Raw genomic sequence first — 24,476 nt, 5'->3', positions numbered from 1 at the left:
CGATGGCTTTGAAAAAGCCTATTGGTCCAGCGGGATGGAACTGTCCGTGCTGGTTGCCGGCGCTTCTTCTGCCGCTGCAGCAGCAGCTGCGGCCAATGGATCGTCGCCGACCAGAGGAACATCGTCAGCCGGAGCGGAAATCGGCGCTGTATCCCGTTGCAGGCTCTGGTCGATTGTTTCGACCTTCCCTTCTGCAGCAGCCAGAACCGCCAGAGTGATCGACAAGGCGACAAACAATACCGCCAGAACCGCGGTCGTCCGGGTCAGCAAATCCGCTGCGCCGCGCGCCGACATCATGCCGGATGGCGAGCCGCCGACACCCAGTCCGCCGCCTTCGGATTTCTGCATCAATATGACACCCACCAGCATGGCGGCGACAATGGCTTGAAGGACGGTGAGAAAAAGAAACATGAATTTTCCGAACTAATATAGCGAGCATGCGCTCCGACGTGCAGCGCACATAGCGATTGACCGGTCCGAGTTCAAGCGATGATCCACTCTGCCTCAACCGGCTAAAGTTGGCGAAGTTGCGGCGGAGAGAGCGTGGAAACAGGTGCTGTTGGATAGAATATACCAAATGTAGGAAATTATATTTCCGATAAGATGGTCATCCGCCGCGCTCCAGGCCGGGAGATATGCTTTTAAATCAAACCCTTTCAGGCCGCCGCAGCCGCCTCGATAATCGGACCAAATTTGGCTGCCGTCAGACTTGCGCCGCCGACCAGTCCGCCATCGACATTGGGAACCGCCAGCAACTCGGCTGCATTGCCGCCATTCATCGATCCGCCATAGAGGATGCGCACGGCGTCGCTGCCCTGCCCCATCAATTCTCCGAGCTTCGCCCGGATCGCGGCGTGCATTTCTTCGACATCGCTGGCTTCGGGAACGCGGCCGGTGCCGATCGCCCATACCGGTTCATAGGCAATGGTCAGCCAGTTTGCGCTGGCGCCGGCGGGAAAGGAGCGGGCGAGCTGGATGGTGACTATTTCAATCGCCTGTCCGGCATCGCGTTCTTCTTCGGTTTCGCCAACGCAGATAATTGCGCCCATGCCGGCTGCGTGGACCGCCTCTGCTTTGGCTTTTACTTCGGCATCGCCTTCCTGCTGATCGGCGCGGCGTTCGCTGTGGCCGAGGATCGAGTAAGTAGCGCCTGCTTCCTTCAGCATCGCTGCAGACAGACATCCGGTATGCGCGCCGTTTTCGGCGAAATGGCAATCCTGCGCGCCGATGGCAAAGCCCGGATTGGCCTGTGTGGCTGCGGCAATCAGCGTGGCTGGAGGGCAGATGCCGACATCGGCACCCTCATGATTGGCGGCGATCGCGGCAATAGCCGCTATATCCGAAAGCTGCTCGCGCAGTCCGTTCATTTTCCAGTTGCCGACAATATATTTGCGGTTTGCCATGATGCCCTTAGCCTTTTCCATTTTTATAATGTCCATCCGCTAACAAATATCCTTCCGCTTGCCAATTTCCTTCCGTAGTCTTTTGCTTGAACCACAAAGCCAAGCCGCCTAAAGCAAGCGCAAATCCACCTCCCGCAATGGAACATTTCTTTCATGATCAGTTTTTTCCGCCGTATTTTTTCCTCGAAACTGGGCCTTTTTCTGACCTTTTGTTTCGTCGGGTTGATCGCCATTGCCTTTGCCACGGCCGACGTGTCGAGCAGCGGTACATTCGGCGGGGTCACCGGCTCGGGCACGGCGGCGAAAGTCGGCGACAGCAAATTGTCCAGCGCGGAACTCGGCCAGTCGGTAAACAATGCCTTTCGCAACGAGCAGCGTCAGAACACCGGGCTTGATCTCAAGACCTTCATCAATGGCGGTGGCTTTGACGATGTGCTGGACCGGCTGATCAACAGCTTTGCCATTGCCGATTTCGGTGCCAAATATGGCATGGCTGCCGGCAAGCGCCTGGTCGATGGCGAGATTGCCAGCATCCCGACTTTTCAAGGCGCAGATGGCCAGTTCAGCGAAGAAAATTTCCGCCGCGCCTTGCAGCAACAGGGTATCAACGAAACCCAGTTGCGCGACGATTTTACCCGCAATCTGATGGCTGACCAGTTGTTGACGACAGCCGGGTTCGGGGCCGCAGTGCCGCAGAAGCTTGTCATTCCCTATGCCTCACTGTTGCTTGAATCGCGCGAAGGACAGATCGCAACCATTCCGTCTGTGGCCTTCATTGAAAACAGCAAACCGGCAAAAGCAGCCGTTGAAGCCTTTTATGCCAAGAACGCATCGCGCTACACGATCCCCGAACGACGGACGATCCGCTATGCCCTGTTCGAAAGATCGCGTTTCAACGACAAGATCAAGCCCAGCGAAAAGGAAATCGCGGGCTATTACAAACTGAACAATTCCCGCTATTCAGCCAGCGAGACCCGCAAACTCAATCAGGTTATCCTGCCAACCGAAGCCGCCGCCAAGGCGCTGGCCGACAAGATCAAGGCCGGCACCTCGCTAGAGCAGGCCGCACAGTCGGTCGGGCTTTCCGCCTCCGCAGTGGGACCGGTCAACAAAACCGACTATGCCAATAACGCGTCGCAAGCCGTCGCCAATGCCGCCTTTGGCGTTCGTTCGGGCGCGATTGCCGGACCGGCGCAAAGCGCGCTCGGCTGGCATATCGTCAAGGTTCAGGATATCACGCAAATCCCTGCCCGCTCGCTGGAGCAGGTCCGCAGCGAGATTGTGACCGAACTGACTCGCGAGAAGATCGAAGAAGCCATGGCCGAACTGACCGTCCGGCTGGAAGATGAATTTGCCGATGGTGCGACGTTGGGCGACATTGCCAAGGCGGAAGAGCTCAAGATCGAGTCCACCCCGCCGCTCCTCGCAAATGGCCAGAACCCGAACGATCAAAATTACCGGCCGATCCCGGAGATGCAGCGCATATTGCCGATCGCCTTTGCAGTGGATGAAGATTCCGATCCGCAGATTGTCGAGATCGTTCCCGGCGAGAAATATGCCGCGATCGACGTATCGGAAATTACCGAATCCGCACCGCCGCCTCTGGCGCAGATCGAGCAACTTGTGACCCGCGATTATATGCTGGATCAGGGATCGAAAAAGGCGAAAGCCGTCGCCGACAAGATTGCCAAGGCAGTCAGCAGCGGCACGTCCCTGTCCAAGGCTGTCGCCGACGCCGGGGTCAAATTGCCGAATGTCCAGAAGATCAGCTCCACACGGGCCGAACTCGCACGGCAAAGCCAGCAGGGACAGGTCCCCGCGCCGCTCAGCCTGATGTTCAGCATGGCGCAGGGCACGGCAAAGTCATTGGCTGCGCCGCGCGATCAGGGATGGTTCGTGGTCGTGCTCGACAAGCTCAATCGCGGCGATGCCTCGAAACGGGAAGATTTGCTGAACGCCACCAAGACGCAGTTCAAACAGGTGTTCGGCAACGAATATACCGCACAGTTCATCAATGCGATGAAGGCGGATATCGGCGTCGAGCGTAACGAGGATACGCTGACTGCGCTGAAAAACCAGCTGCTCGGCGGTAACTGATCCCAATATGGGTGGCAGTTTCGGAATAGAAGCGGCGCGCGCGGCTCTCGACAGCGGCAAGCCGGCGCTGATCTGGCGGCGGCAGGTTGCCGACACCGAAACGCCGGTGTCCGCTGCCTTGAAGCTGATGGAAGATGGCCGCGGCGACTATCTGCTCGAATCGGTTGAAGGTGGCGAGACCAGAGGACGGCACAGCATGATCGGCCTTGCACCCGATCTGGTGTTCCGCGCTGATGGCGAGAAGGCCGCGATCAATCGCACATGGCTGCAGGACCGCGAAGCCTTTACGCCGGAGAGCGGCGACAGCCTCTCCGTCCTGCGCAATCTGGTTAAGGCCTGCCAGATGGACGTGCCGGAAGAATTGCCCCGCGCCCTCGCCTGTCTGGTTGGCTATTTCGGCTATGAAACCATCGGGCTGGTCGAGAAGCTCCCCCGCGCCCCTCAATCCGAGCTGGACCTGCCCGACATGCTGTTTGTCCGGCCGACGGTGATCCTGATTTTTGACCGGCTGGCTGATGAGCTGTTTCTGGTCGCTCCGGTATGGCCCGAAACTGACGGCGATAGCGAAGCCAAGATCGAATCCGCAAAGGAACGGCTGGATGAGGTCGAGCGCGGTCTGATCGAAATCCGTCGCCCCGGCGAAGGCCGGGGCCTCTCGCCGTCGAGCGCATCTGGTGCCGAAGGCGGCCCCGGCCTCCGCCAGGGTGACGACATAGAATTCACCCCGCAAATATCCGCCGAGAAATATGGCGAAATGGTGCTGCGCGCCAAGGATTATATCGAGGCCGGTGACATTTTCCAGGTGGTGCTGGCACAGCGTTTCACCACACCCTTCACCCTGCCGCCGATAGAGCTCTATCGCGCGCTTCGACGGATCAACCCCTCACCCTTCCTGTTCTTTCTCGACCTGCCCGGTTTTGCCCTAACCGGGTCCAGCCCGGAAATACTGGTCCGCGCGCGCGATGGCGAAGTAACCATCCGCCCGATCGCCGGCACCCGCCCGCGCGGCAAAAATACTGCCGAGGACAAGGCGAACAAGGACAGCCTGCTCGCCGATCCCAAGGAACGGGCCGAACATCTGATGCTGCTCGATCTCGGCCGCAACGACGTTGGCCGGGTGGCTAGCGCGAACAGCGTCGAGGTCACCGACAGCTATACGGTCGAGTTCTACAGCCATGTCATGCATATCGTCTCCAACGTGGTCGGAGAGCTGGCACCTGACAAGGATGCGCTCGACGCCCTGTTCGCCGGCTTCCCCGCCGGTACGGTCAGCGGCGCACCGAAAGTGCGTGCCTGCCAGATTATCGCCGAACTCGAGCCCGAAACCCGCGGCGCCTATGCCGGCGGGGTCGGCTATTTCTCTCCCGATGGCAGCATGGACAGCTGTATCGTCCTGCGCACCGGGATTGTGAAGGACGGCATGCTGCACGTGCAGGCCGGCGCGGGGATCGTCGCAGATAGCGATCCCGCTTATGAGCTGGCCGAATGCCGGGCCAAGGCCGGCGCTTTACTAGCAGCGGCCAAAGAAGCAGTGAAGCGGGCGCAGGATGCCGGTTTCGGGCAGTGAATGAATAGGCCCGGACAAACGGTCAACAGTCAGACAAGATCACAGACGGAATGAAACGCCCAGATTGACTCCGTGATTGACCCGCGCATCGTTGAAGGAAAGATCGCCCGACACCGGGAAGAAAAAGATTGCTCGATAGCGGATATCGAGCGAAATATTTTCCGCAATGCCCGCCTGCAGGCCGACCGCGATATCGGGACCGACGCTGGTTTCTCCGACCTCCTCAAATATAACCGTTTCGGGACTTAGCGAGAGCAAGGAGGCCGCGACCTTATAATCCGGCTGATGGCTGACATGGAGCATTCCGTTGAAAAATGCGGTTATCGAATTGTCGATCGGGACAAAGGCTGTCGCCCCGAGACGAGCGCTGAATATCTCGATTTTTGTGTCAAGCAACAGATCGGCAAAACCTAGGCTCACCGGCGGTTGCGCGGGTCGCGTCGGGTTCAGCGTGGCATTGGCAAAATTGTCGATGTTGAACGAAACGTCGGCGGAAAGCTGACCCGATGCGTTGACGTCCAGACGCTCGTATCGCAAGCCTCCCGACAGAGCCAGTTTTTCGTTCAACCGCCGTTGCCAGGTCAGTTCGATATCGTAGCGATCGATTTCATTGTCTATCGCGGCATCAATGACTTGCAGGTCTGTAATCGTCTGCACGCCACTATTGAGGCGCTTGTTGGTGATCAGCGTCTGGGTGCGATTGCCCGATCCGGAACCGAACATTCCGGTGAGTGTGAACCGGTCCTTGTCGTCGCCAATCGAGATAGCGGCTCCGATCATCGGATAGGCAATCTGGTCGCCGATGGATGATGCCCTGTCCTCCACCTCCAAACTGGCATCCGGTGTCTGGGCGAGAAATTGCTCGACCTCTGGCGAGACATCGAAAGATGCAATCAGCTCATTATCATCCGTCAGATTGGACGTACGCAAATTGCTATTGTCGAAATAATAGGAGACGCGAGGGCCAAAGATTACTTCGGCCTGCGCCGATTGTGCAAAGAGCAAAGAGCCACTTACCAGTGCGACGCGACCAATATATTTCACTCTGTACCCCCATTTGTGCAGAATTATGGCGGAATGGCATAGGCATCTTGTACATCATATGCAAACCGGCCCGCAGCTTCCCGGCAATGTCGGGCAAAGGCGGGTGTGTTGCTGGCACCTGCGAAAGAACCGGTGAAGCGCGCGCGGGATTTCGGATTTGGGGAGTGATTTATAAGCTTCGCTATGGCCGCAAAAGGGGCATGGCGCGTGCAGTTTCTGTCCGTCGGCAAGCGAACCAGTTCCGGTCATTCCGGACAGTTTATTCCTTTGCTTAAAACTGCCAACAAGTGAGGCAGAGCCTAAGGTCCGGGTTCGGCCCGCTAGCGACTGGTCCGACAAAGGCACGCGAAACGGCTGATTAACGAAACTCTTACTCATATTGTAGCCGTCTCCCTTCCTCAGGCCGGAAGGGATTAGCATTGAATGTCATGCAGGCGATCTGGCGACAAATTGATACAAGATACTTTTATCACAGCCTAGTCTGTATGCTACATATGCTATGCTGCCAGCCGAGGATGCGCCGCCGGTAGCTCTTATCAACGGCATGACCGGTGCCGTTGTTGGTAATGCGGCCTGACAAGCTTTAGCTGAAATGGACTGCGAAGGACTTGGCTGAACAAATATTGCTCCTGTGAATCGGGACGCAGTGAAACCGAAAAACAAGAAGGCCTGAATGTGTTTGTAAAAAACCTCGCTGTAATATCCCAAACACTGCCAATTCTGGCCTTGGTGGGTCTGTCTGCCGCATGTTCACCGACAACCGCGTTGAACACGGCTCAGAATGGAACCCGCTGCGCCGAAGTTACTGCGTCGGTCAACGATGCGGGATTCGGGGAGAAGGTTTCGGTGGACTGCGCAGATGGCAAGGCCGTCATACATTCCAATAGCTATCCCGACCATATTCTGATGACCGGCATAAAGGGAACAAACGAACAGGTTCCGGTGCCGGCAGAAGGTTACGCCGCGCCGCTCCCGCTCGAGCCGGTCTTGGGTGATACGCCGCAGACCAGGGACGCCGCTCTGGGGGTTGCCGTGAATGGCGTTCCCATTTTCGATTATACCGGCGGAGGCGAGATGACCGTTGCCGATCTCCATCACCACCAGACGCAGCATGATACGCTGCAAACCGAGCAGCTTGATGTGTGCGGCGGACATGCAGGCCGGGGGGACGATTATCACTATCACGTAAAACCCACCTGCATGGTTGATCAGATGAAGAATAAAGGCGATGCAGCGATTATCGGCTGGGCCTTTGACGGCTTTCCAATTTACGGCGACAATAATCCTGACGGGACCACGATCGCCGCCGGCGCACTGGATGTCTGCAACGGGCAGCCCGATGCTTCTTATGGCTACCGCTATCATACATCGGCCGAGGCGCCGTATATTGTCCAATGCCTGATGGGCGTGGTTGCCAATATGCGCGAGTTGCCCAGGATTTCCCCTTTGGTTCCGAAATCTGGTGTACCCGGTCTCGATCCGGGTGTTCCACCACAAGGCGGAGTGGAAAATCTGGTGTTCTCGGAAGACGAATCCGGCCAACGCAGCATGGACTACACCTATCAGGGCGAAGCATATTATATTCGCTACAAGCCGGGAAAGACGGCGGGTTGCTATACGTTCGAAACACGGACAGTCACCAATGACGGCGCGCCGATAACCGGAGAATATTGCCGGTGATACGCGCAATTAGCCTGCCTTTCGCGTTATTGCAGGTGGGGGGGGGCTTATCGCCGACAGAGAATTGAAAGAAAAAGGTAAATCTGATGCATAAACTACTGGTGATGGCATTTCTTCTCAGCACAGGATGCGCGGCGACTCAGGATCAGAATCCAGCTGTGTCCGCAGATAAAGACCAAAGTTCCGGGGTGACCGCCGAAATATGGGTCGACAACTGGTTCGAAATGTATGTGAACGGTGAAAAGGTTCTGGAAGACAGCGTGCCGATCACAACCGAGCGCTCGTTCAATGCCGAAACCATCACACTCGAAAACCAGTTGCCGATGACCGTCGCGTTCATGGCCAAGGATTTCAAAGAAAACGATACAGGCCTGGAGTATATTGGCACGAACCGGCAACAGATGGGCGACGGCGGGATGATCGCGCAGTTCCGGGACGCCAAGACGGGCAAGGTTATCGCCGCTACCGACAAGACAATGCGTTGTATGGTCGTCCACCGTGCTCCCGTAGACCGGTCATGTGCCAAGGAAAAAGATCCCGTCGTAGGTGAAGGTGCGTGCGCTTCTGTCAAAACAGAAATCCCGGCGAACTGGACCGCGACTGACTTTGACGACAGCAGTTGGCCTGCGGCAGTGGAACACAGCGTGCAAGAGGTGAGCCCGAAGGATGGCTATGACGAGATTCAGTGGGATGCTTCCGCCAAGCTCGTCTGGAGCGATGATCTGGTGCAGGACAACACGCTTCTGTGCCGCATGACGATCGGGAAATAAGGCAGACCAGGGAGAGACAATCTTCAAGAATTGTAACATTCACCACTATTTGGATTAGCTCTGCATCAGACGAATTCGTGCAGGTTGTTGCGAGTTTCTCTCCCCACATAAACGGCCAGTTTTGGTTAGCATTTGATAGTTATCAAACGACCACAATTGCGCGGCTTGTGCCTTTTAAACTTTCTGGCAGGATTGTCCGCCAAACCACGTTCTCTTTCCAAAAGCAGGCAGGGAACGGTATCTGGCGCAATGTCGTGCTCCAGATGGCCGAGATGCCCCCCTGTCGGCGCAATGTTTATTTCAATATTAGTTTCGCGTCCGCAAATTCACCGGGCGAGAATTGGCCAGGCACAGCCGCTGATGTCTAGGAACGGCGTATTTACGGGGCCTTGTCCTCTCCCATCGATTTAACGCTGCAACTAAGGCTTTGACACAATTTACCGCATGTTCCAGATCGCCTTGAACTGAAATTGGCGATACATGCAAAAGCCAAATGTTAGAGGCATGAGCATATGGCTGCAATAGGGGCAATTTTCGAACGAGACGGAACGCCTGTTTCAGCTAATCATATCGAGCGGATGGCGGCTGCGCTTCAAATTTACGGACCGCTAAGCCAGAACCATTGCCGGTTGGGAAATGTCGGTCTGTGCTGGAACAAGCTTGCCGATTTTATACCGGAAGATCGGTATGACCGCGAGCCGATAGTCGAGGGTTCCATGGCGTTCGTCTTTAGCGGTCGTCTCCATTTTCGCAAGGACTTGGCGCGTGCCGTGGGTTTGGAGGCAGCGCAAATAAGGACGATGGCGGACGGCGAGATTGCGTTCGCTGCCTGGCGCAAATGGGGGAAAGCCGCTCTCGACCGGCTTGAAGGCGAATTTGCACTCATTTTTTCCAATGAAGCGACAGGAAAGCTGATCGCAGCACGATCGCCGTTCGGGGCGCCTCCGTTGGTCTATCATGAAACAAACCGGTCATTCGCTATCGCCTCCGCACCAAGAGGGCTATTCGCCCTGCCCCATGTTCCGCGCGAACTTGATGAGCAGCGTATGGCCGACATGCTCATCCTCAACAATCAGGACAAAAGTCGGACTTTCTATAAGCAAATACAAAACCTGCCGATGGGCCATTGGCTGGAAATTTCCCGTCACGCCATTGAGGTGCAGCAATATTTTTACTTTGGTCAGGTGGAACCGGTCCGGTTGGCAAACGATGATGAATATGTCGAGGCTGCAGATGCTCTGATGCGGGACGCAGTGGAGGACGCCATGCGCGGGATTGTCACACCGGCCTTCACGATCAGCGCTGGCCTCGATTCCTCGACGGTTGCCGTTTACGCCATTGAAGCACTCAAACGCGGTTCAATAACCACAGCCGAGCCATTGATTGGCTTTACCACCGTGCCGGAACCGGGGTGGGACGGGCGGACATATGGCGCTGGTCGGATCGGCGACGAGTCAGGTCCGGTCAAGGCATTCGTGCAAAAATACCCGGAATTCTCGGTCGAGTTCATCGACGGTGCCGGATTGGCTCTCGACCATGAACTGGATACTATGTTTCGACTGGCGGAATCGCCGCCTCACGCCTGGAACAATAACTACGGGGGCATCGCGATTAACAAAAGAGTGAGGGCCAACGGGCGCAATATACAAATTGGCGGAGGCGGCGGGAATCGGTCTCTCTCGTTCAGCAATCGTATGAATTATCCCAATCTCTTTGTGCGGGGTCGCTGGGGCGAGTTGCATGGACACTTGGCCAAGCTTAATGATAGCCAAGGCTTATTGAAATCCTATTATAGACGCGTTTTTCGTCCTCTGTTGCCCGCATCAATATCCAGAAAGATCAATCGCCTGCGCGGCAACCTCAACCAAACAGGATGGGCGAGCTTTTCTGCAATCCATCCTGATTTCGCCGCCGAAATGAATGTTGATAGCAGGGCCAAAGAAATGGGCTGGGACGATAGCTACAGTAGCTTTCGCAGTTCTCGCCAATTGATGAAACATATGACCAATTCAGGTGCCAGGGAATTGGGCGCATCCGAGCGACTTGCGATGCAGACACTATACGGGATGGAAGGCCGAAACCCGCTCAACTACCAGCGCATATCAGAATATTGTTCAGCTATTCCGGAACAGCAGTTCATGAGCAAGGGGCGGGATCGCTGGCTGATCCGCAGGCTCATGAAGGACAGGCTACCCGAAGAGATTCTGACCGCGCCGCGCGGGCGGCAGGCGGCGGACTGGCACCTCCGCATGACTCGTGATCTCGACCGCTATCGTCAGGACATCGACCGGATGGCCGCCGATCCCAAACTGGCCCGCATGTTCGACGTCCCGCGCATCCGCAAGATACTGGATAGCTGGCCAGACAAGACGCCACTTGGGAAAGCCGACCACCCCGATTACATGCTGGCAATGGTCGGGATCGGGCGCGCGATAACCGCTTCGCGCTTCATCAATTGGGTGAACGGGAAGAACGATTGAGCCGAGGTGCCCTTGCCGGTTGGTCTGATCCGGGTCCGGGCGCCGCTGGGCTGACAATCTGCGAAAGCACCAAGCGAGCAAGCCTTCCTGAGAGAGAACTCTGTCCTGATCAAACGGCTTGAAGCCAAAAAGTTTGTTATCGCCACCTAAGTCACAATCAAAATTGATATTGTGCCATTGCACAATGTCTTTATGTCTTTGGAAAGAAGGAAATTCAATATGAATGATATTTCAAAGGATCAATTGAAGAAGCTTGAAAGTCCAGCAGCTTCAGAAAAATGGACGACGCCGCAGCTCATTGACTTGGATGGAGTCGACGGTATCAATAGTTTCGTTGGTCCGCTTAGCGACGTTCAGGGTATTGCTAATGGTACCGATCCAACGACATCATAACCACTTATCGGTCGCCGCTGGTCCAGATTCCCAATATTTGGTTTCTGCCAATTTTAGTCGGGTCAGGTCGATGCGCTACGCTGGTTCAACGAGGCCGGCCTCGACGATAGCATCTACAAAAGCATTGACCTCAATGTCGCAAGTTTGAGCATCAATGCCATATTGGTCGATAATCATATCTTTGATCGACTCCAGATTGTTCGATCCGTCAATTAATCGCCAAATCGACAGGCCGGTATCTTTCAGAGCATGAAACCGCCCGGATTTCGTGTTCATCAACACCAGTTCGCCGTCTAATTCGGTTTCGAGAAAATGGCTGATCGCCTTACGATAAATCATGTTGTTCTTCATTCCAGCTGCTCATTTCTAAAGGCCATAGTTGAACCGTTTCATGATATTAACATGGCACTCGCAAATGCGGTTCACTTGTTCATTCGAAAGATGGTTTTTCCAATCACCGGCCTTTCCATTGCGAAAAAACCGCTTCGCTTTTGATGGCGTTTCTCGAAAACGAGTTTCGCTTTCAGCAGTCTGCATTTTATCAAAAGCTGCGTTTCTGACAGCCTTTTCCAGACGCCAAATTTCTACCGCTTTATCCGGGCGCGCAAAAGCAATGACCCGCTCTAGTTCGGAAATAGTATCTGCAAGCATATCCTCATACCGGACGACCAGTACCGGAATCTCCGATTGGTCGGTCCAACTGCGGACATGATCGCTCCAACTGCCCATAAATTGCCGCAACTGCGCCCGTTGTTCTCCCCCAAGCGCCATATCGCGATTACACATTTTGCTAACCGCGCGGTCCATATCCTCATGCCCGTCATGAAATGCGAGAGAAACAGTCACATCCAGCGGATTCCGAATTAGATACACTACCGAACCAGAGACCGCAGGCGGGAAAAGCCACCGACCATCGGGAAGCATTGCTTGGGCATCGTGGACCTTCAGCCAGTGATGCTGCCGGTTATGTTCCGTTAGCAACTTGTAAATATGCGGTTGAAGTGTTTTGACTTCTTCGGCCGTCAAGTCTGAACTGTCGATCCCCAAAAACTCGTCAAACAGCATGCGTGATGAAGCGATGCCATTGGTTATACCGGGCTTGTTAATGTCATGCGGATCGTCTTGTTCGCTGAAATAATTGGACAGCAACATTCGCATCCAGGTGTTGCCTGATTTCGGGTAGGATGCCAGCCAGTCAATTTTCCCTACCGGCAAATCGCTATCCATGATTACTCTGAATGGCAGCGGCCGCAAAATCGGCGACCTTGTCAAACTGTTTGCTACCGCGCGGACGGTCAAAGCGCGACATCGGTATTTGCCGGCTGATCCGTTCAATGGTCGAAAACAGATCCATTTTTTCAACAATCGAGTTGTAGAATCTGGGTCGGTAGAAGGCCGTACGGGCACGCGTAAACCGCTCAATACCGGAGATGGAAGTTTCTATCGGTTGACTGGCGCGATCCTCCAGAAAGCTTAAATGTGCAAAGGGCAGTGGTTCAGCCGACAAGCCGGCTGGTGGCAAGGCATAGAACTTGTCGAGATCAGGCCGAACCCGAGCTTCGGCGGTGGCTCCCGTCAGCTCCAACGCGTCTCCCCACAATTTTATCTGCTTATGTCCCGGTAAACAGACAATCCCGTTGGGAGCGTTCAAATCAAGCACCAGAACATCGTCAGCCTGCAAAGGGAAACCCCTTGATCCGAGCGCAGCGGCTAAAGTCGATTTCCCCGCTCCCGAATTTCCAGTGAAGGCATATACTTTACGATCATGGACCACTCCGGAGGCGTGGAGCGGTACATAGCCATTGAGCCACGCAATTGCGCCGTAAACAGAACCATTCAGAAACAGCAGGACCTCTGAATCGGAAATATTCTCGGGTTTCGATACAATGACTCCATTCCCGCGTTGATAATGGAATTTTAGCCCACTCGGCAATTTCAACTGGAACGCATCTGCTGAAATCGCAAATGTTGGCGCTTCTGTCAGCGCGTCTTTCAGAACTTTCGGCACTTCTCCATAGCGGACCGAGGCTTCCGCCGCCAAAATTTCAGACGCGCTAGTAGTCATCCGATGGTCATGGGGAAATTTTCGTTAAAATTCAATATCTAACGATTTGCAATTCTGCCTTGAATTTATAGAAATGGACTGCGTGCGCAAAATGCAGGGAAGTATTCCACTGACGAACGGCAATTTGCGGTTTCGTTAGAAGTCGTCCAATTGCCCGAAGGCTTGAAATTCTTTTCTCTCATGCTGACCGGTCACGCAGACTTCACCGTGCATCAACCAGGCATGGAACTGAGATTCTTTTGTGTCCCGGTCTCTTCTTGCACCAATAAATAACTGGGTTGAAATATTGCGACGCGTCAACATCCAACGCGCAGCCATCGCTTGTGGCAGGCAGACCGCCTTAAACGGTACTTTAGAGGCAGTGTTACGCACCCATCGGCCGACTAGCGCCGCTTCGCTGCCGGCTTCAACCGAAGTTGCCAGCCGCTTTTCTTGACGCGACACGCTGTCAATATCGCCGAGGGTTTTATGCCAATATCGAAAGGGGATAAATTTAACGAGAAAACGGGCAGCGGCAAGCATAACAGCCGTTTCAGTCAGCCATTTAGACCGGCCCAACACCTTTCGCGTTTGTCGGTAAATGTTCATAAGCAAAGCATGATTTCCCCGGACTCCGTTTTCTTTCCCGAACCTTTTATCTCCGCATAGTCGAGACCGGAAATACATTCAGCTAGATAATTGTCATGGATTGTTCAGGTGTGTATCCATGCTCCATTCCCAAATTCCAAAAAATATGTCTGAATTGGTTATTTTGAAATTGATCGAAAATCGGGGGTGTACACAATAGAAGGATCCGAAGAATTTTGCGCAATCTGCTGCATTTCATCCAATCCGACCAGAGCATCTAAAGTCTATCCCTAACTTCGCACCCAAAACAGGCCTGTCCGAAAACCACCCAATTGCTCCCAATTGCTGACGTCAGAAATGATCAACGCTTTCGTCGGTTTACGGCTTAAGGCCATTCGGGGCCAACCGACCTACTCCAGCATCTTCGGCGCTTCCTTCATCAGCTTTGCCTTTATCTTGTTGGCGAACATCGCCAGCATCGGCGGCAGGTCGAGAACAACGTACACCTCATCTTCGCGGACGTGCATGTCGCTGACGATCCGCTGGCCGACGGCCTCGAGAGTGAAGTGAAGATGGTCGTCTTCCCAGCGATGACCGGTCAGGCTGGCACCCGGGATGATATCGCTCAAAGTGTGGACACCACTGCCGATCCGGCTTTTGGCTTCGGTCAATCCCAGTTTGTGGGGCACGGTTACGGTTACAGGTTCGCTCATTATCCTGCCTACCAGATCTTCACGCGTTTTTCGGGCGGAATATACATGGCGCTGTCGGGCGTGATATCAAATGCCTTGTACCAGGCGTCGATATTGGGGACAACGCCATCCACCCGATATTCCGTCGGGCTGTGCGGATCGGTGAGCAATTGCTCGCGCAGCGCGTTTTCGCGGGATTTACCGCGCCAGACCTGGGCCCAGGACAGGAAGAAGCGCTGGTCGCCGGTCAGACCGTCGATTACCGGCTGCTCGCCATGGCTGGCGACGTATCGGCGATAGGCGGAATAGGCCATCTCGAGGCCGCCCAGATCACCGATATTTTCGCCCATCGTGAGCTGGCCGTTGACGTGAACGCCGGGAACCGGTTCAAACTTGTCATAGGCAGCCCCGAGCAATTTTGTCCGCGCTTCGAATTTTTCTGCGGATTCCTTTGTCCACCAGTCGCGCAGCTTGCCGGTGCCGTCAAACTGGCGCCCCTGATCATCAAAGCCGTGGCCGATTTCATGGCCGATCACACCGCCGATCGCGCCGTAGTTGACCGCGGGGTCGGCGTTGGGATCGAAAAACGGCGGCTGCAATATCGCCGCTGGAAAAGTGATCTGGTTGAGCAGCGGATTATAATAGGCATTCACGGTTTGCGAATTCATTTCCCACAGCTCGCGATCGACCGGATGTGGCAAGCGAGCCAGATCGACATCGAACGCAAATTTTGCGGCCCGCTGGACATTGCCGAGCACGTCATCCGGCTTCACCACGAGCGGAGAATAATCGATCCATTTCGACGGGTAACCGATCCGGGGTTCAAAAGCGTCGAGCTTCTTTTGTGCTTCGCCGCGGGTCGCTGCATCCATCCAGTCGCTCTTGCTGATCCGTTCGCCCAAAGCCGCAGTCAGATTGGCGACCAGTTCGGTCATCTGACGCTCGCTTTCGGCAGGATAGTGGCGATCGACATATTTCTGGCCGATCGCTTCGCCGATATGACCGTTGACCAGATCGACACCCCGTTTCCAGCGCTCTTTCTGGACCGGAATGTCGCGCAGCGCCTTGCTGAAGAAATTGAATTTTGCCTCGTCGAACGCCTTCGGCAAATAGTCCGCATTATCGCTGATGAAATGCGCCGCCAGATAGTCTTTCCAGGTGCTGACCGGGACAGTTTCGAGCAGTTTGCCACTCGCGGTGATTGCGGTTGTTTCGGCCGCTATTATCGTATCGACCTTGCCAAAGCCGCTGGCTTCCAGCCAGCTGGTCCAGTCGAATTCCGGCGCCAGTTCCATCAACTGCTCGCGATTCATCGGGTTGTAAATCTGTTTGATATCGCGCTGCCGCTCGGGCTCCCACTGCGATTTGGCGAGGGCCGTTTCCAGTGCAATGATCCGGTCGGCCTTGGCAGCAGCATCGCCGATACCGGCCAGTTCCTGGATTTTGATCAGATAATCCCGATAGGCCGCGCGAAACGTGTCATATTCCGCGCCTTCCTTGAGATAATAGTCGCGGCTGGGCATGCCCAGTCCAGCCTGACCGGCTGCCACAACATAGCGGGTGGGATTGGCAGGATCAGGCAAGGTACCCACCCCGACCGGCGAGGCATAGCCGACGGTTCCGAACAGTTTCAGCAATCCCGCGCGATCCTCGACGGCCTTTATCTTCGCGAGATATGGTTCGAGTGGCTTGGTTCCGAGTTTTTCGATTGTAGCCTGATCCATCCATGCGCCGTAAAATGCACCGACTTTCTGATCCAGCGCATCGGCTCCGTCACCGCGTGCGGCGAGATCGTCGAGTATCGCGTGGACCTGATCGTCGGATCGTTCCCGCAATATGTCGAACGAACCATAGCGCGACCGGTCCTCGGGAATCTCTACCGTATCCAACCAATGCCCATTCACATAACGGAAGAAATCCGCACCGGGTGTCACCGACATGTCCCGCGCGGAGAGATCAATTCCCCATGCGCCGATTTCCGCTTTTTCTGTATTCGCAACATTTTCATCTGCCGTCACTTCGGCGGCAGCGTCTTTTGCCAGGCTTGGTGCACTAACCGAGAGGGCGAGCAGCGATGCAGCTGCGGACAGGAAAACATGACTGGTTCTCATTGGAAGATCCTTTGGTTTCAATTGATAATATTGTGGACGCTCGGCGCGCAAATTACAATTGCTGTTGATCGAAAAATTGCGCTGTCTGGTCGCCCCCCGATCAGCATCAAACAGCGGAAAGAACGAAATTCTGCTTGGCCGGTCAAACACGGCCCGTTAGACGCGGTTGATGATTCTGGTTATCGACAATTATGACAGCTTTACCTTCAATCTGGTCCATTATCTGATGGAACTGGGCGCGGAGGTTCGCGTAGAGCGCAACGACGCGCTGAGCGCCAGCGAAGCGCTGGCCACCGGCGCACAGGCCCTCCTGATTTCACCAGGTCCCTGCACCCCCAATGAAGCCGGCATATCGCTTGATCTGGTCGCGGCCTGCGCCGATGCGGCAAGGCCCTTGCTCGGCGTGTGTCTCGGCCATCAGAGCATCGGTCAGCATTTCGGCGGCAAGGTCGTGCGCGGCGGGCTGATGCATGGCAAGACATCGCCGGTCACCCATGACAGCAGCGGCGTCTTTGCCGGCCTGCCCTCGCCTTATACCGCGACCCGCTATCACTCGCTGATTGTCGAGGATATTCCAGACTGCCTGCCGGTCAACGCGACCGCCGATGACGGTTCGGTGATGGGCTTCCGCCACGAAAGCCTCCCGATTCACGGCGTGCAATTCCATCCTGAGAGTATCGCCACCGAACATGGGCACGCGCTGCTGGCCAATTTCATGGCGATTGCGGGGATCGAAGCGAAGGAAAGGGTATGACCTTGCCCGATCCGGCGAGCGCCCTGTCCGAAGCGTCTGCTCGCGAAGCTTTTTCCGCGATATTTGATGGCTCCTGTTCCGCCGACGAAATCACCGCCTTTCTGGTCGCGCTAGCCGACCGGGGCGAAACTGCCATTGAGATCGCAGCAGCAGCAACAGAAATGCGCGCGCGGATGATCGGCGTCGACGCGCCTGCCAATGCGATTGATGTCTGTGGCACCGGCGGCGATGGCAGCCACAGCCTGAATATTTCCACCGCCACCGCGCTGGTGGTCGCCGCCTGTGAAATACCGATGGCGAAGCATGGCAACCGCGCCGCATCGAGCAAATCAGGCGCGGCGGACACGCTGGAAGCGCTCGGGCTGGATTTGGCGAAAGCAGCCAACAAGGCCGAGCAAAATCTGCGCGACATCGGCATCGCCTTTTTCTTCGCGCCCAACCATCATCCCGCGCTCGGTCCGCTGGGACCGATCCGCAAGGCCATCGGCCGCCGGACGATCTTCAATCTGCTCGGCCCATTGTGCAATCCCGCGAAGGTTAAACGCCAGCTGATCGGCGTGGCCTCGCCCGATCTGGTCGAAACTTATGCCAAAGCGGCGCTGCAACTGGGCTATGACAAGGCGATGATCGTCTCCGGCGAGGAAGGGCTCGACGAGCTCAGCATCTCCGGCCCCAGCCGCGTTGCCATGATCAGCGACGGCAGCGTCACGATCAGCCGCATAACACCGGAAGATGCAGGCCTGACCCGCCACCCGGCGGAAGCGATAAAGGGCGGCGAAGCCGACTATAATGCTGCGGCACTCAAATCGCTGCTGCAGGGCGAGAAGTCCGCCTATCGCGACGCCGTATTGCTCAACAGCGCGGCGGCGCTGATGGTTGCGGGCGAAGTCGACAGCTGGGAAGAAGGCGTCGAGGAAGCCGCAGAAGCGCTCGACAAGGGACTTGCCAACGCCATGCTCAACTGCTGGATCGCCAATCAATGAACAAGCTTGATGAAATCTGTGCCACCAAACGCGACCATGTCCGGCAACAGCAGGCTAATGTATCAGCCGCGGCGCTGCGCGACGATATCGAGCACCAGACCCCGCCGCGTGGCTTCATCGCCGCCATCCGGGAAAAATCGGCTGACGGCTTCGCCCTGATTGCGGAGATCAAGAAGGCCAGCCCGTCCAAGGGATTGATCCGCGAGGATTTTGATCCTCCCGCTCACGCCCGCGCCTACCAGGCGGGTGGAGCCGCCTGTCTGTCGGTTCTGACCGACCAGCCCTATTTTCAGGGCGCCGATGATTATCTTGTCACCGCTCGCACCGCCGTCAACCTGCCCTGCCTGCGCAAGGATTTCATGGTCGACCCCTGGCAGGTCGCTGAATCGCGGGCGCTGGGTGCGGACGCTATCCTGATCATCATGGCGGTGCTGGACGATGCTCTGGCAGCGGAGATCGAGGCGGAAGCCCTGTCACTCGGTATGGACGCGCTGATCGAGGTGCATGACGAAGCGGAGCTCGAACGGGCGCTGAAACTGCAATCGCCCCTGCTCGGCATCAACAACCGCAATCTCAAGACCTTCGAGACCAGCCTCGACCAGACCGAACGGCTGGCCAAGCTGGTGCCCAACGACCGGATCATGGTTTCCGAAAGCGGCATATTCACCCATGCGGATTGCCAGCGCTTGTCGCAATCCGGCGCGCGCGCCTTTTTGGTAGGTGAATCCTTGATGCGGCAGGCTAATGTGGAGAGCGCAACCCGGCAGCTGCTGACAGGAACCCAATGAGCAAATTGACCCATATCGACGGCGACGGCGCGGCCCATATGGTTGATGTGGGCGGCAAGGCCGACACCGTTCGCGAAGCCCATGCTGAGGGCCGGATCGCGATGAAAACGGAAGTTTTGGAGGCTATAAAAGCGAACGCCATGAAGAAGGGTGATGTGCTGGCGACCGCCCGCATTGCCGGGATCATGGCGGCAAAAAAGACCAGCGATCTCATCCCCTTGTGCCACCCGCTGGCGCTCACCAAGGTGGCGGTCGATTTCACCTTTCTCGATGACGCTATCAAGGTCTCGTCCATGGCCCGCCTGTCCGGCAAGACCGGCGTCGAAATGGAAGCTTTGACAGCCTGTTCCATCGCACTCCTCACAATCTATGACATGTCCAAGGCGATGCAGAAGGATATGGTGATCAGCGACATCCGGCTGCTCTCGAAAAGCGGCGGAAAATCGGGAGACTGGGTCGCGCGATGAGCGCGCTGCTGCCTCTCGACGAAGCGCAGCAGCGCCTGATCGCGCTGGCGGCCCGCCTGCCCGCCGAAACGCTTTCCGTCCATGATGCGCTCGGCCGCTATATCGCCACAGACCTGATCGCCAAGCGCGAGCAACCGGCGGCCGATATGTCGGCGATGGACGGCTATGCGATCCGCTTTGAAGATAGAAATGGGCCGTGGACCTTGGTCGGTGAATGTCCGGCTGGCAGACCGCCCTGCCGCGCGCTTAAAGCCGGAGAAACCGCCCGTATTTTCACCGGAGCGCTGCTGCCCGAAGGCGCCGATACCGTGGTCATGCAGGAAAATGTCGGGGCAGACGGCGACACCATCCGCCTGACCGCAGAGCCCTCACCCGAGAAAGGCCGCCATGTGCGGCATCAGGGCGGCGATTTCAACCAAGGAAGCGTCGGATTACCCGCAGGCAGCCTGCTCAATGCGGCGGCTTTGGGCGAAGCGGTAATCGCTGGCTATGGCGAGGTATCGGTCGGCACACTGCCCCGCGTGGCCGTGGTCTCGACCGGCGACGAACTGGTCGCGCCGGGCAGCGACACCCTGCCCCACCAGATACCCGCCAGCAATGACGTCATGCTGTCAGCCATGCTCTCCGGCCTGACCGCCGAAACCCGCAGCCTGAGCCGGATTCCGGACGATATGGATATCTTGTGCCAGACGCTGGAAAGCGCAAAGGACTGCGATATCATCGTCACCATCGGCGGCGCATCGGTCGGCGATCATGATCTGGTCGGCCCCGCCTTCCGAAAGCTTGGCGCCGCAATCGACTTCTACAAGATCGCGATGAAACCGGGCAAGCCGGTGATGGCCGGAAGGCTCGGCAAGACGGTGATCCTGGCCCTCCCAGGCAACCCTGCCTCCGCCTTTGTCTCGGCGACCCTGTTTCTGCTGCCGCTGATCCGCTTCATGGCCGGAGCCGGCCGCTACCTGCCAGAATATCAGAGCGTCCCGGCCAGCGAAGCCCTTCCCGCCATTGGCCCCCGTGCGCAATTCCTCCGCGCCAAGGTCGATCAGGCCGGGATCACGCCTTTTGGCAGCCAGGACAGTGCGAAGCTTTCGGTGCTCGCGGCGGCGAATGCGCTTCTGTACCGGCCTGCGGGTGCAGAGGCGGCGGATGTTGGTGAGATGGTGCCTTATATTGCGATATAGTTGGTAGCGTCCGGAGAAAATATATTCGTACCAACAATTTACGCGGACTTTCTCTGGCTTTTTATCATATACCCAGAGGCCGTCCGCTATCAGCGCCCTGATAAAACGCGCTGAAAAGCTCAAAATGGGTGAATTGCTGACTATTCCCTCATAGTTGAACCGGGCTAAACGAAATCTTCACATGGCGGCGCTACGCAACAATGCTTGTCCTTGCTGAAATTCAGCTTCAGGCCGCAGCAAATGATGGAGCCAATGAATCAATTAAATTCGAAGAATTTTAATAACGCAACATCGACAAATTTGGATAAACGGCTGGGGTCTCTGGACCTGTTTGACCAAGCCGCTCCATTGGTTTCCATTGGCGCATGGTCATGCGATCTTGCAAATGAACGGCTTGACTGGACCGACGGCGTTTTTGACATTTTTGGTCTGACTAGTGTCGACGCCTTGGACCGGGAGTCCGCGATCGAACTTTATAGCGAGGAATCGCGCGAGTTACTTGAGCGGAAACGATCTCAGGCGATAGAGAAACGCGCTGGCTTCACACTGGACGCAAGCATCGTTCGCCCTGACGGAATCGAGCGCTGGATACGAATTACCGCTGCGACACGAGGTTCGAACGGGCGGACCGAGATGCTTTTTGGCATGAAGCAGGATATAACAGATGATCGTATGCGATGGGAACTTCTCCGGGCGCAAGCTGAATGCGACCCGCTCACCGGCGTTGCTAACCGGACCCGCTTTCAACGTTTTCTAGATCAGTCGAGTAATGGCGTTGCGTTGGACGACATCGGCACGTTGATCCTGTTTGACATTGATGATTTCAAGCAAATCAATGATCGTTGGGGTCACGCTGCTGGCGACGCATGTCTTGTCAACCTTGCGGATAATCTTCGCAAAGCGTTCATCAACGCCCATCTGGTCTCGCGAATTGGCGGTGACGAATTTGCAGTGTTGCTGCCATCTTCGATATCGCGCGCACAGACTAAGGTTGAATTACAATCTCTTATTGGTAGCCTTCTCAGGCCAATACAGTGGAACGGATGTTTGTTGACGCTGAAGGTATCGGTCGGCTTTGCTTTCGCCTGCAAGGACGGTAAATATAATCCCCAAACGTTGTTCAACACGGCCGACGAAGCGCTTTACTGCGCCAAGAATCGAAAAATATTTCCTTCCGACTAGGCTCCCGAATCAAAAGATCAGTGTTTCACGTGTCGAAAGATCCTGATGCAACAACCACTATTGGGCGTGTCTGGAACGCCAGCTTTTCAACCAAAAACCCAGATAGCCGCCATTGAGGCAGCGGAGCAATTTGTCCAAGTCGCCTACCGTTCTGCTAAAAGCGCAACCACTTCCCGCTTAGTGATTATCCCCTTGCCATACGTAGTAATTTATGCTACATAATAGGCATGAAACAGAAGCCCCTCACAATCGCGCAATTCTTTCGGCAATTCCCAGATGATGAGACTTGCTTGCAGCATATCTTTGATGTTCGTTTTGGACAGGGCTACGAATGCCCAAAGTGCGAAAAGGCTTCAAACTGGTATAGGATCAAAGCAGAGCGCGCTTATTCTTGCCAGTGGTGCGGCCACCACCTGCACCCGACTGTTGGCACTCCCTTTGAAAAGAGCCGGACGCCTTTGCAGCTTTGGTTCTATGCGATCTATCTGTTCACCACCACCCGCCACGGCGTTGCAGCCAAGGAATTGGAGCGCCAGCTAGGCGTCACTTACAAGACTGCATGGCGCATGGCTGGCCTTATCCGTGAACATATGGCCGATGTAGACGGCGAAACCCCCCTAGGCGGCTTTATGAAAATCGTTGAGGTTGACGAAACCTATATCGGCGGTGTCAATCATGGTGGCGGACCGGGCAACAAAGACGGCAAGACAGCGATCATGGGTATGTTGCAGCGTAACGGCGAAGTCATGACGGTTGTTATCCCTAATCGCCGCAAATCGACGCTACAGGGCCATATCGTTGCCAACGTGCTGGCACATACCGAGATCCACACAGATGATTTCATGAGCTATGCTGGTCTGGACGGAACGGGTCACAAATATTGGCACAAGACAGTCAATCACAGCGAGAAGCAGTGGGTTAGCCCTACCGGCACGACCACCAACGGGATTGAAGGTTTCTGGTCACAGTTGAAGCGCGGTATCTTTGGCACTCACATTCACGTTTCGCCGCAACACCTTTGGAAATATGCAAAGGAAGCGGAATATCGCTTCAATCGCCGTCACCGTCCCGAGACGATGTTTTCGGAACTGGTTTCGACTTACCAACCATTGACCTAAGCGTTGCCGCAATGGCGGCTTCGTCGCCGTCATGGTCGGCTTCGTGTTCCTTGATGAACTCTTTGAGTTTGCCCTTTTGTCGGGCTTCTTTAAGTGTGGTCATATCGCGTTCTACCATGTTGATGGACTCTTCTGCAAATTGATGTTTTAACTCGGTTGTGAAGAAAGACCCAGAATTTTCAAAATCCAAATTAGGATTGGCTATTATAGCCTTTTTTGGCATCGCTATAGGTGCTTGGTTGTGGATATCTTCCCAAAACCTAGAGGCCGCTATAGACCATCAAGCAGCCGAAAATGCCCATGATTACACACAATCCCCCTACATAGGCGTGGAAGACGAATGCCCCATGATCTCGTCTGCGGAGATCGATAAGTGCATATTTGAGAAACAAGAACGAGCCCGCGAAGGACGTCGCAAAGAATACGATCTTCAGGCACAGCAAAAAGCCGCTTTGTGGAGCCGCACTACTGGACGAGCTACTATAATAGCTATGGCCGTAGGATTCTTTGGTATTGGTCTGGTTTTTTACACTTTTTGGGAAGCTAGGCGCGCGGCTAATGCTGGCTTTGAAGCCAATAGAATTGCTCAGAATGCGCAAAGACCATGGTTGATAGTCAACGCCATTAAAATGAATGAAGATGGCAGTATTAGCGTGTGCTTCAAGAACATTGGGAAAACTCCAGCCACTAACTTTTTGAAAGATGGAGACTCCGTTGCTATGCCACCAGTTTTTTATGCAAGTCCAATTCCTGAACTGGATGACACGAATGGCACTACGGTTTTCCCAGGCCAAACCGAGTTTATGAAGATTAATAACGCAGGCTCTGACTTGCCAGTTGGGTACGAGTTGTACGTTAGGATTTTCGGTAGCTACCAGTTGCCGTCCGGAGATATTGATCGAATTACAGAGGGTTATGCACTTACCACTACTAAAGGTGCTCGGAAGGTAACTGGCAGGGACTTCATCCCCTTGGAAGATCGTAAAAAAGCAGAGTAAAGCCAGCTTAATCACCGCCCATCTCCCCGCTTAAGGAGGGGTCGCTCGGTGTTACGTATGCAAGAGGGATAATCACTTCCCGCTTGACTTAACCTGTTTTGTTTCATAATTGTTCTTTATTCGTTCCCTGAACAGG

The 24,476-nt window shown here is 55.4% G+C and carries 23 protein-coding genes; 14 read left to right on the top strand and 9 right to left on the bottom strand.

Annotated features, from left to right (window positions below; all coding sequences use genetic code 11):
- Positions 1 to 18 precede the first annotated feature (18 nt).
- Entirely contained in the window at positions 19 to 411 is a 393-nt protein-coding gene (gene secG / locus ACWFTY_RS08575; RefSeq protein WP_447526842.1) for a preprotein translocase subunit SecG, read from the bottom strand.
- A 245-nt stretch (positions 412 to 656) separates the two neighbouring features.
- The gene (gene tpiA / locus ACWFTY_RS08570) at positions 657 to 1,403 is read right to left on the bottom strand and encodes a triose-phosphate isomerase (protein WP_447526867.1); all 747 of its coding nucleotides are present in this window, start codon (positions 1,401 to 1,403) and stop codon (positions 657 to 659) included.
- Between the two features lie 153 nt (positions 1,404 to 1,556).
- Here tpiA and ACWFTY_RS08565 point away from each other — a divergent pair, with 153 nt between their 5' ends.
- Both ACWFTY_RS08565 and trpE read left to right on the top strand, forming a co-directional pair.
- Complete coding sequence (locus tag ACWFTY_RS08565) at positions 1,557 to 3,500, top strand: SurA N-terminal domain-containing protein (RefSeq protein ID WP_447526841.1); 1,944 nt, start codon at positions 1,557 to 1,559, stop codon at positions 3,498 to 3,500.
- A gap of 7 nt (positions 3,501 to 3,507) precedes the next feature.
- A complete protein-coding gene (trpE, locus tag ACWFTY_RS08560; RefSeq protein WP_447526840.1) occupies positions 3,508 to 5,067 on the top strand; it encodes an anthranilate synthase component I in 1,560 nt (519 codons plus the stop codon).
- A 39-nt stretch (positions 5,068 to 5,106) separates the two neighbouring features.
- Here the strand turns inward: trpE and ACWFTY_RS08555 are convergent, their stop codons facing one another.
- Positions 5,107 to 6,111 (bottom strand): hypothetical protein, encoded by a 1,005-nt coding sequence (locus ACWFTY_RS08555; protein WP_447526839.1) that lies wholly within the window; start codon positions 6,109 to 6,111, stop codon positions 5,107 to 5,109.
- Positions 6,112 to 7,017: 906 nt separating this feature from the next.
- On the opposite strand from ACWFTY_RS08555, the gene ACWFTY_RS08550 reads away from it, so the two are divergent.
- From ACWFTY_RS08550 to ACWFTY_RS08535, 4 genes are all read left to right on the top strand, one after another.
- The gene (locus tag ACWFTY_RS08550; RefSeq protein WP_447526838.1) at positions 7,018 to 7,791 is read left to right on the top strand and encodes a YHYH protein; all 774 of its coding nucleotides are present in this window, start codon (positions 7,018 to 7,020) and stop codon (positions 7,789 to 7,791) included.
- An 86-nt stretch (positions 7,792 to 7,877) separates the two neighbouring features.
- Positions 7,878 to 8,561 carry a hypothetical protein gene (locus ACWFTY_RS08545; protein WP_447526837.1) on the top strand — a complete coding sequence of 228 codons (684 nt, stop codon included), beginning with the start codon at positions 7,878 to 7,880 and terminating at the stop codon, positions 8,559 to 8,561.
- 512 nt (positions 8,562 to 9,073) lie between these two features.
- Positions 9,074 to 11,041: an asparagine synthetase B family protein gene (locus ACWFTY_RS08540; protein ID WP_447526836.1), complete on the top strand. Its 1,968-nt coding sequence runs from the start codon at positions 9,074 to 9,076 to the stop codon at positions 11,039 to 11,041.
- 219 nt (positions 11,042 to 11,260) lie between these two features.
- On the top strand, positions 11,261 to 11,434 hold the full coding sequence (locus tag ACWFTY_RS08535) for a hypothetical protein (protein WP_447526835.1): 174 nt from the start codon (positions 11,261 to 11,263) through the stop codon (positions 11,432 to 11,434).
- Positions 11,435 to 11,509: 75 nt separating this feature from the next.
- On the opposite strand, the gene ACWFTY_RS08530 is transcribed toward ACWFTY_RS08535, so the two are convergent.
- The 6 genes from ACWFTY_RS08530 to ACWFTY_RS08505 form a co-directional block, all read right to left on the bottom strand.
- Entirely contained in the window at positions 11,510 to 11,785 is a 276-nt protein-coding gene (locus ACWFTY_RS08530) for a PqqD family protein (protein WP_447526834.1), read from the bottom strand.
- A gap of 15 nt (positions 11,786 to 11,800) precedes the next feature.
- Entirely contained in the window at positions 11,801 to 12,661 is an 861-nt protein-coding gene (locus tag ACWFTY_RS08525; RefSeq protein WP_447526833.1) for a sulfotransferase domain-containing protein, read from the bottom strand.
- Positions 12,654 to 13,499 (bottom strand): hypothetical protein, encoded by an 846-nt coding sequence (locus ACWFTY_RS08520; RefSeq protein WP_447526832.1) that lies wholly within the window; start codon positions 13,497 to 13,499, stop codon positions 12,654 to 12,656. The genes ACWFTY_RS08525 and ACWFTY_RS08520 overlap by 8 nt, the downstream gene beginning before the upstream one ends.
- Before the next feature lie 135 nt (positions 13,500 to 13,634).
- A complete protein-coding gene (locus ACWFTY_RS08515; protein WP_447526831.1) occupies positions 13,635 to 14,087 on the bottom strand; it encodes a lasso peptide biosynthesis B2 protein in 453 nt (150 codons plus the stop codon).
- Positions 14,088 to 14,476: 389 nt separating this feature from the next.
- Complete coding sequence (locus tag ACWFTY_RS08510; protein ID WP_447526830.1) at positions 14,477 to 14,779, bottom strand: polyhydroxyalkanoic acid system family protein; 303 nt, start codon at positions 14,777 to 14,779, stop codon at positions 14,477 to 14,479.
- Between the two features lie 8 nt (positions 14,780 to 14,787).
- Positions 14,788 to 16,869, bottom strand: a complete 2,082-nt coding sequence (locus ACWFTY_RS08505; RefSeq protein WP_447526829.1) for a M13 family metallopeptidase — start codon at positions 16,867 to 16,869, stop codon at positions 14,788 to 14,790.
- Positions 16,870 to 17,038: 169 nt separating this feature from the next.
- On the opposite strand from ACWFTY_RS08505, the gene ACWFTY_RS08500 reads away from it, so the two are divergent.
- From ACWFTY_RS08500 to ACWFTY_RS08465, 8 genes are all read left to right on the top strand, one after another.
- A complete protein-coding gene (locus ACWFTY_RS08500; RefSeq protein WP_447526828.1) occupies positions 17,039 to 17,623 on the top strand; it encodes an anthranilate synthase component II in 585 nt (194 codons plus the stop codon).
- On the top strand, positions 17,620 to 18,606 hold the full coding sequence (gene trpD / locus ACWFTY_RS08495) for an anthranilate phosphoribosyltransferase (RefSeq protein ID WP_447526827.1): 987 nt from the start codon (positions 17,620 to 17,622) through the stop codon (positions 18,604 to 18,606). The genes ACWFTY_RS08500 and trpD overlap by 4 nt, the downstream gene beginning before the upstream one ends.
- Positions 18,603 to 19,394 (top strand): indole-3-glycerol phosphate synthase TrpC, encoded by a 792-nt coding sequence (trpC, locus tag ACWFTY_RS08490; RefSeq protein ID WP_447526826.1) that lies wholly within the window; start codon positions 18,603 to 18,605, stop codon positions 19,392 to 19,394. Before trpD ends, trpC begins: the two co-directional genes overlap by 4 nt.
- On the top strand, positions 19,391 to 19,861 hold the full coding sequence (moaC, locus tag ACWFTY_RS08485; RefSeq protein WP_447526825.1) for a cyclic pyranopterin monophosphate synthase MoaC: 471 nt from the start codon (positions 19,391 to 19,393) through the stop codon (positions 19,859 to 19,861). The genes trpC and moaC overlap by 4 nt, the downstream gene beginning before the upstream one ends.
- On the top strand, positions 19,858 to 21,042 hold the full coding sequence (locus ACWFTY_RS08480; protein ID WP_447526824.1) for a molybdopterin molybdotransferase MoeA: 1,185 nt from the start codon (positions 19,858 to 19,860) through the stop codon (positions 21,040 to 21,042). Before moaC ends, ACWFTY_RS08480 begins: the two co-directional genes overlap by 4 nt.
- 252 nt (positions 21,043 to 21,294) lie before the next feature.
- Positions 21,295 to 22,224, top strand: coding sequence for a GGDEF domain-containing protein (locus tag ACWFTY_RS08475; RefSeq protein WP_447526823.1), 930 nt, complete (start codon positions 21,295 to 21,297; stop codon positions 22,222 to 22,224).
- A 227-nt stretch (positions 22,225 to 22,451) separates the two neighbouring features.
- Positions 22,452 to 23,342 (top strand): IS1595 family transposase, encoded by an 891-nt coding sequence (locus ACWFTY_RS08470; RefSeq protein ID WP_447526822.1) that lies wholly within the window; start codon positions 22,452 to 22,454, stop codon positions 23,340 to 23,342.
- Between the two features lie 158 nt (positions 23,343 to 23,500).
- Positions 23,501 to 24,340 carry a hypothetical protein gene (locus tag ACWFTY_RS08465; protein ID WP_447526821.1) on the top strand — a complete coding sequence of 280 codons (840 nt, stop codon included), beginning with the start codon at positions 23,501 to 23,503 and terminating at the stop codon, positions 24,338 to 24,340.
- Positions 24,341 to 24,476 lie beyond the last annotated feature (136 nt).

Source organism: Parasphingorhabdus sp. NYA22, from assembly GCF_976973735.1.
The sequence above is the reverse complement of the archived record's forward strand: the minus strand, read 5'-3'. Positions and strand labels throughout refer to the sequence as shown.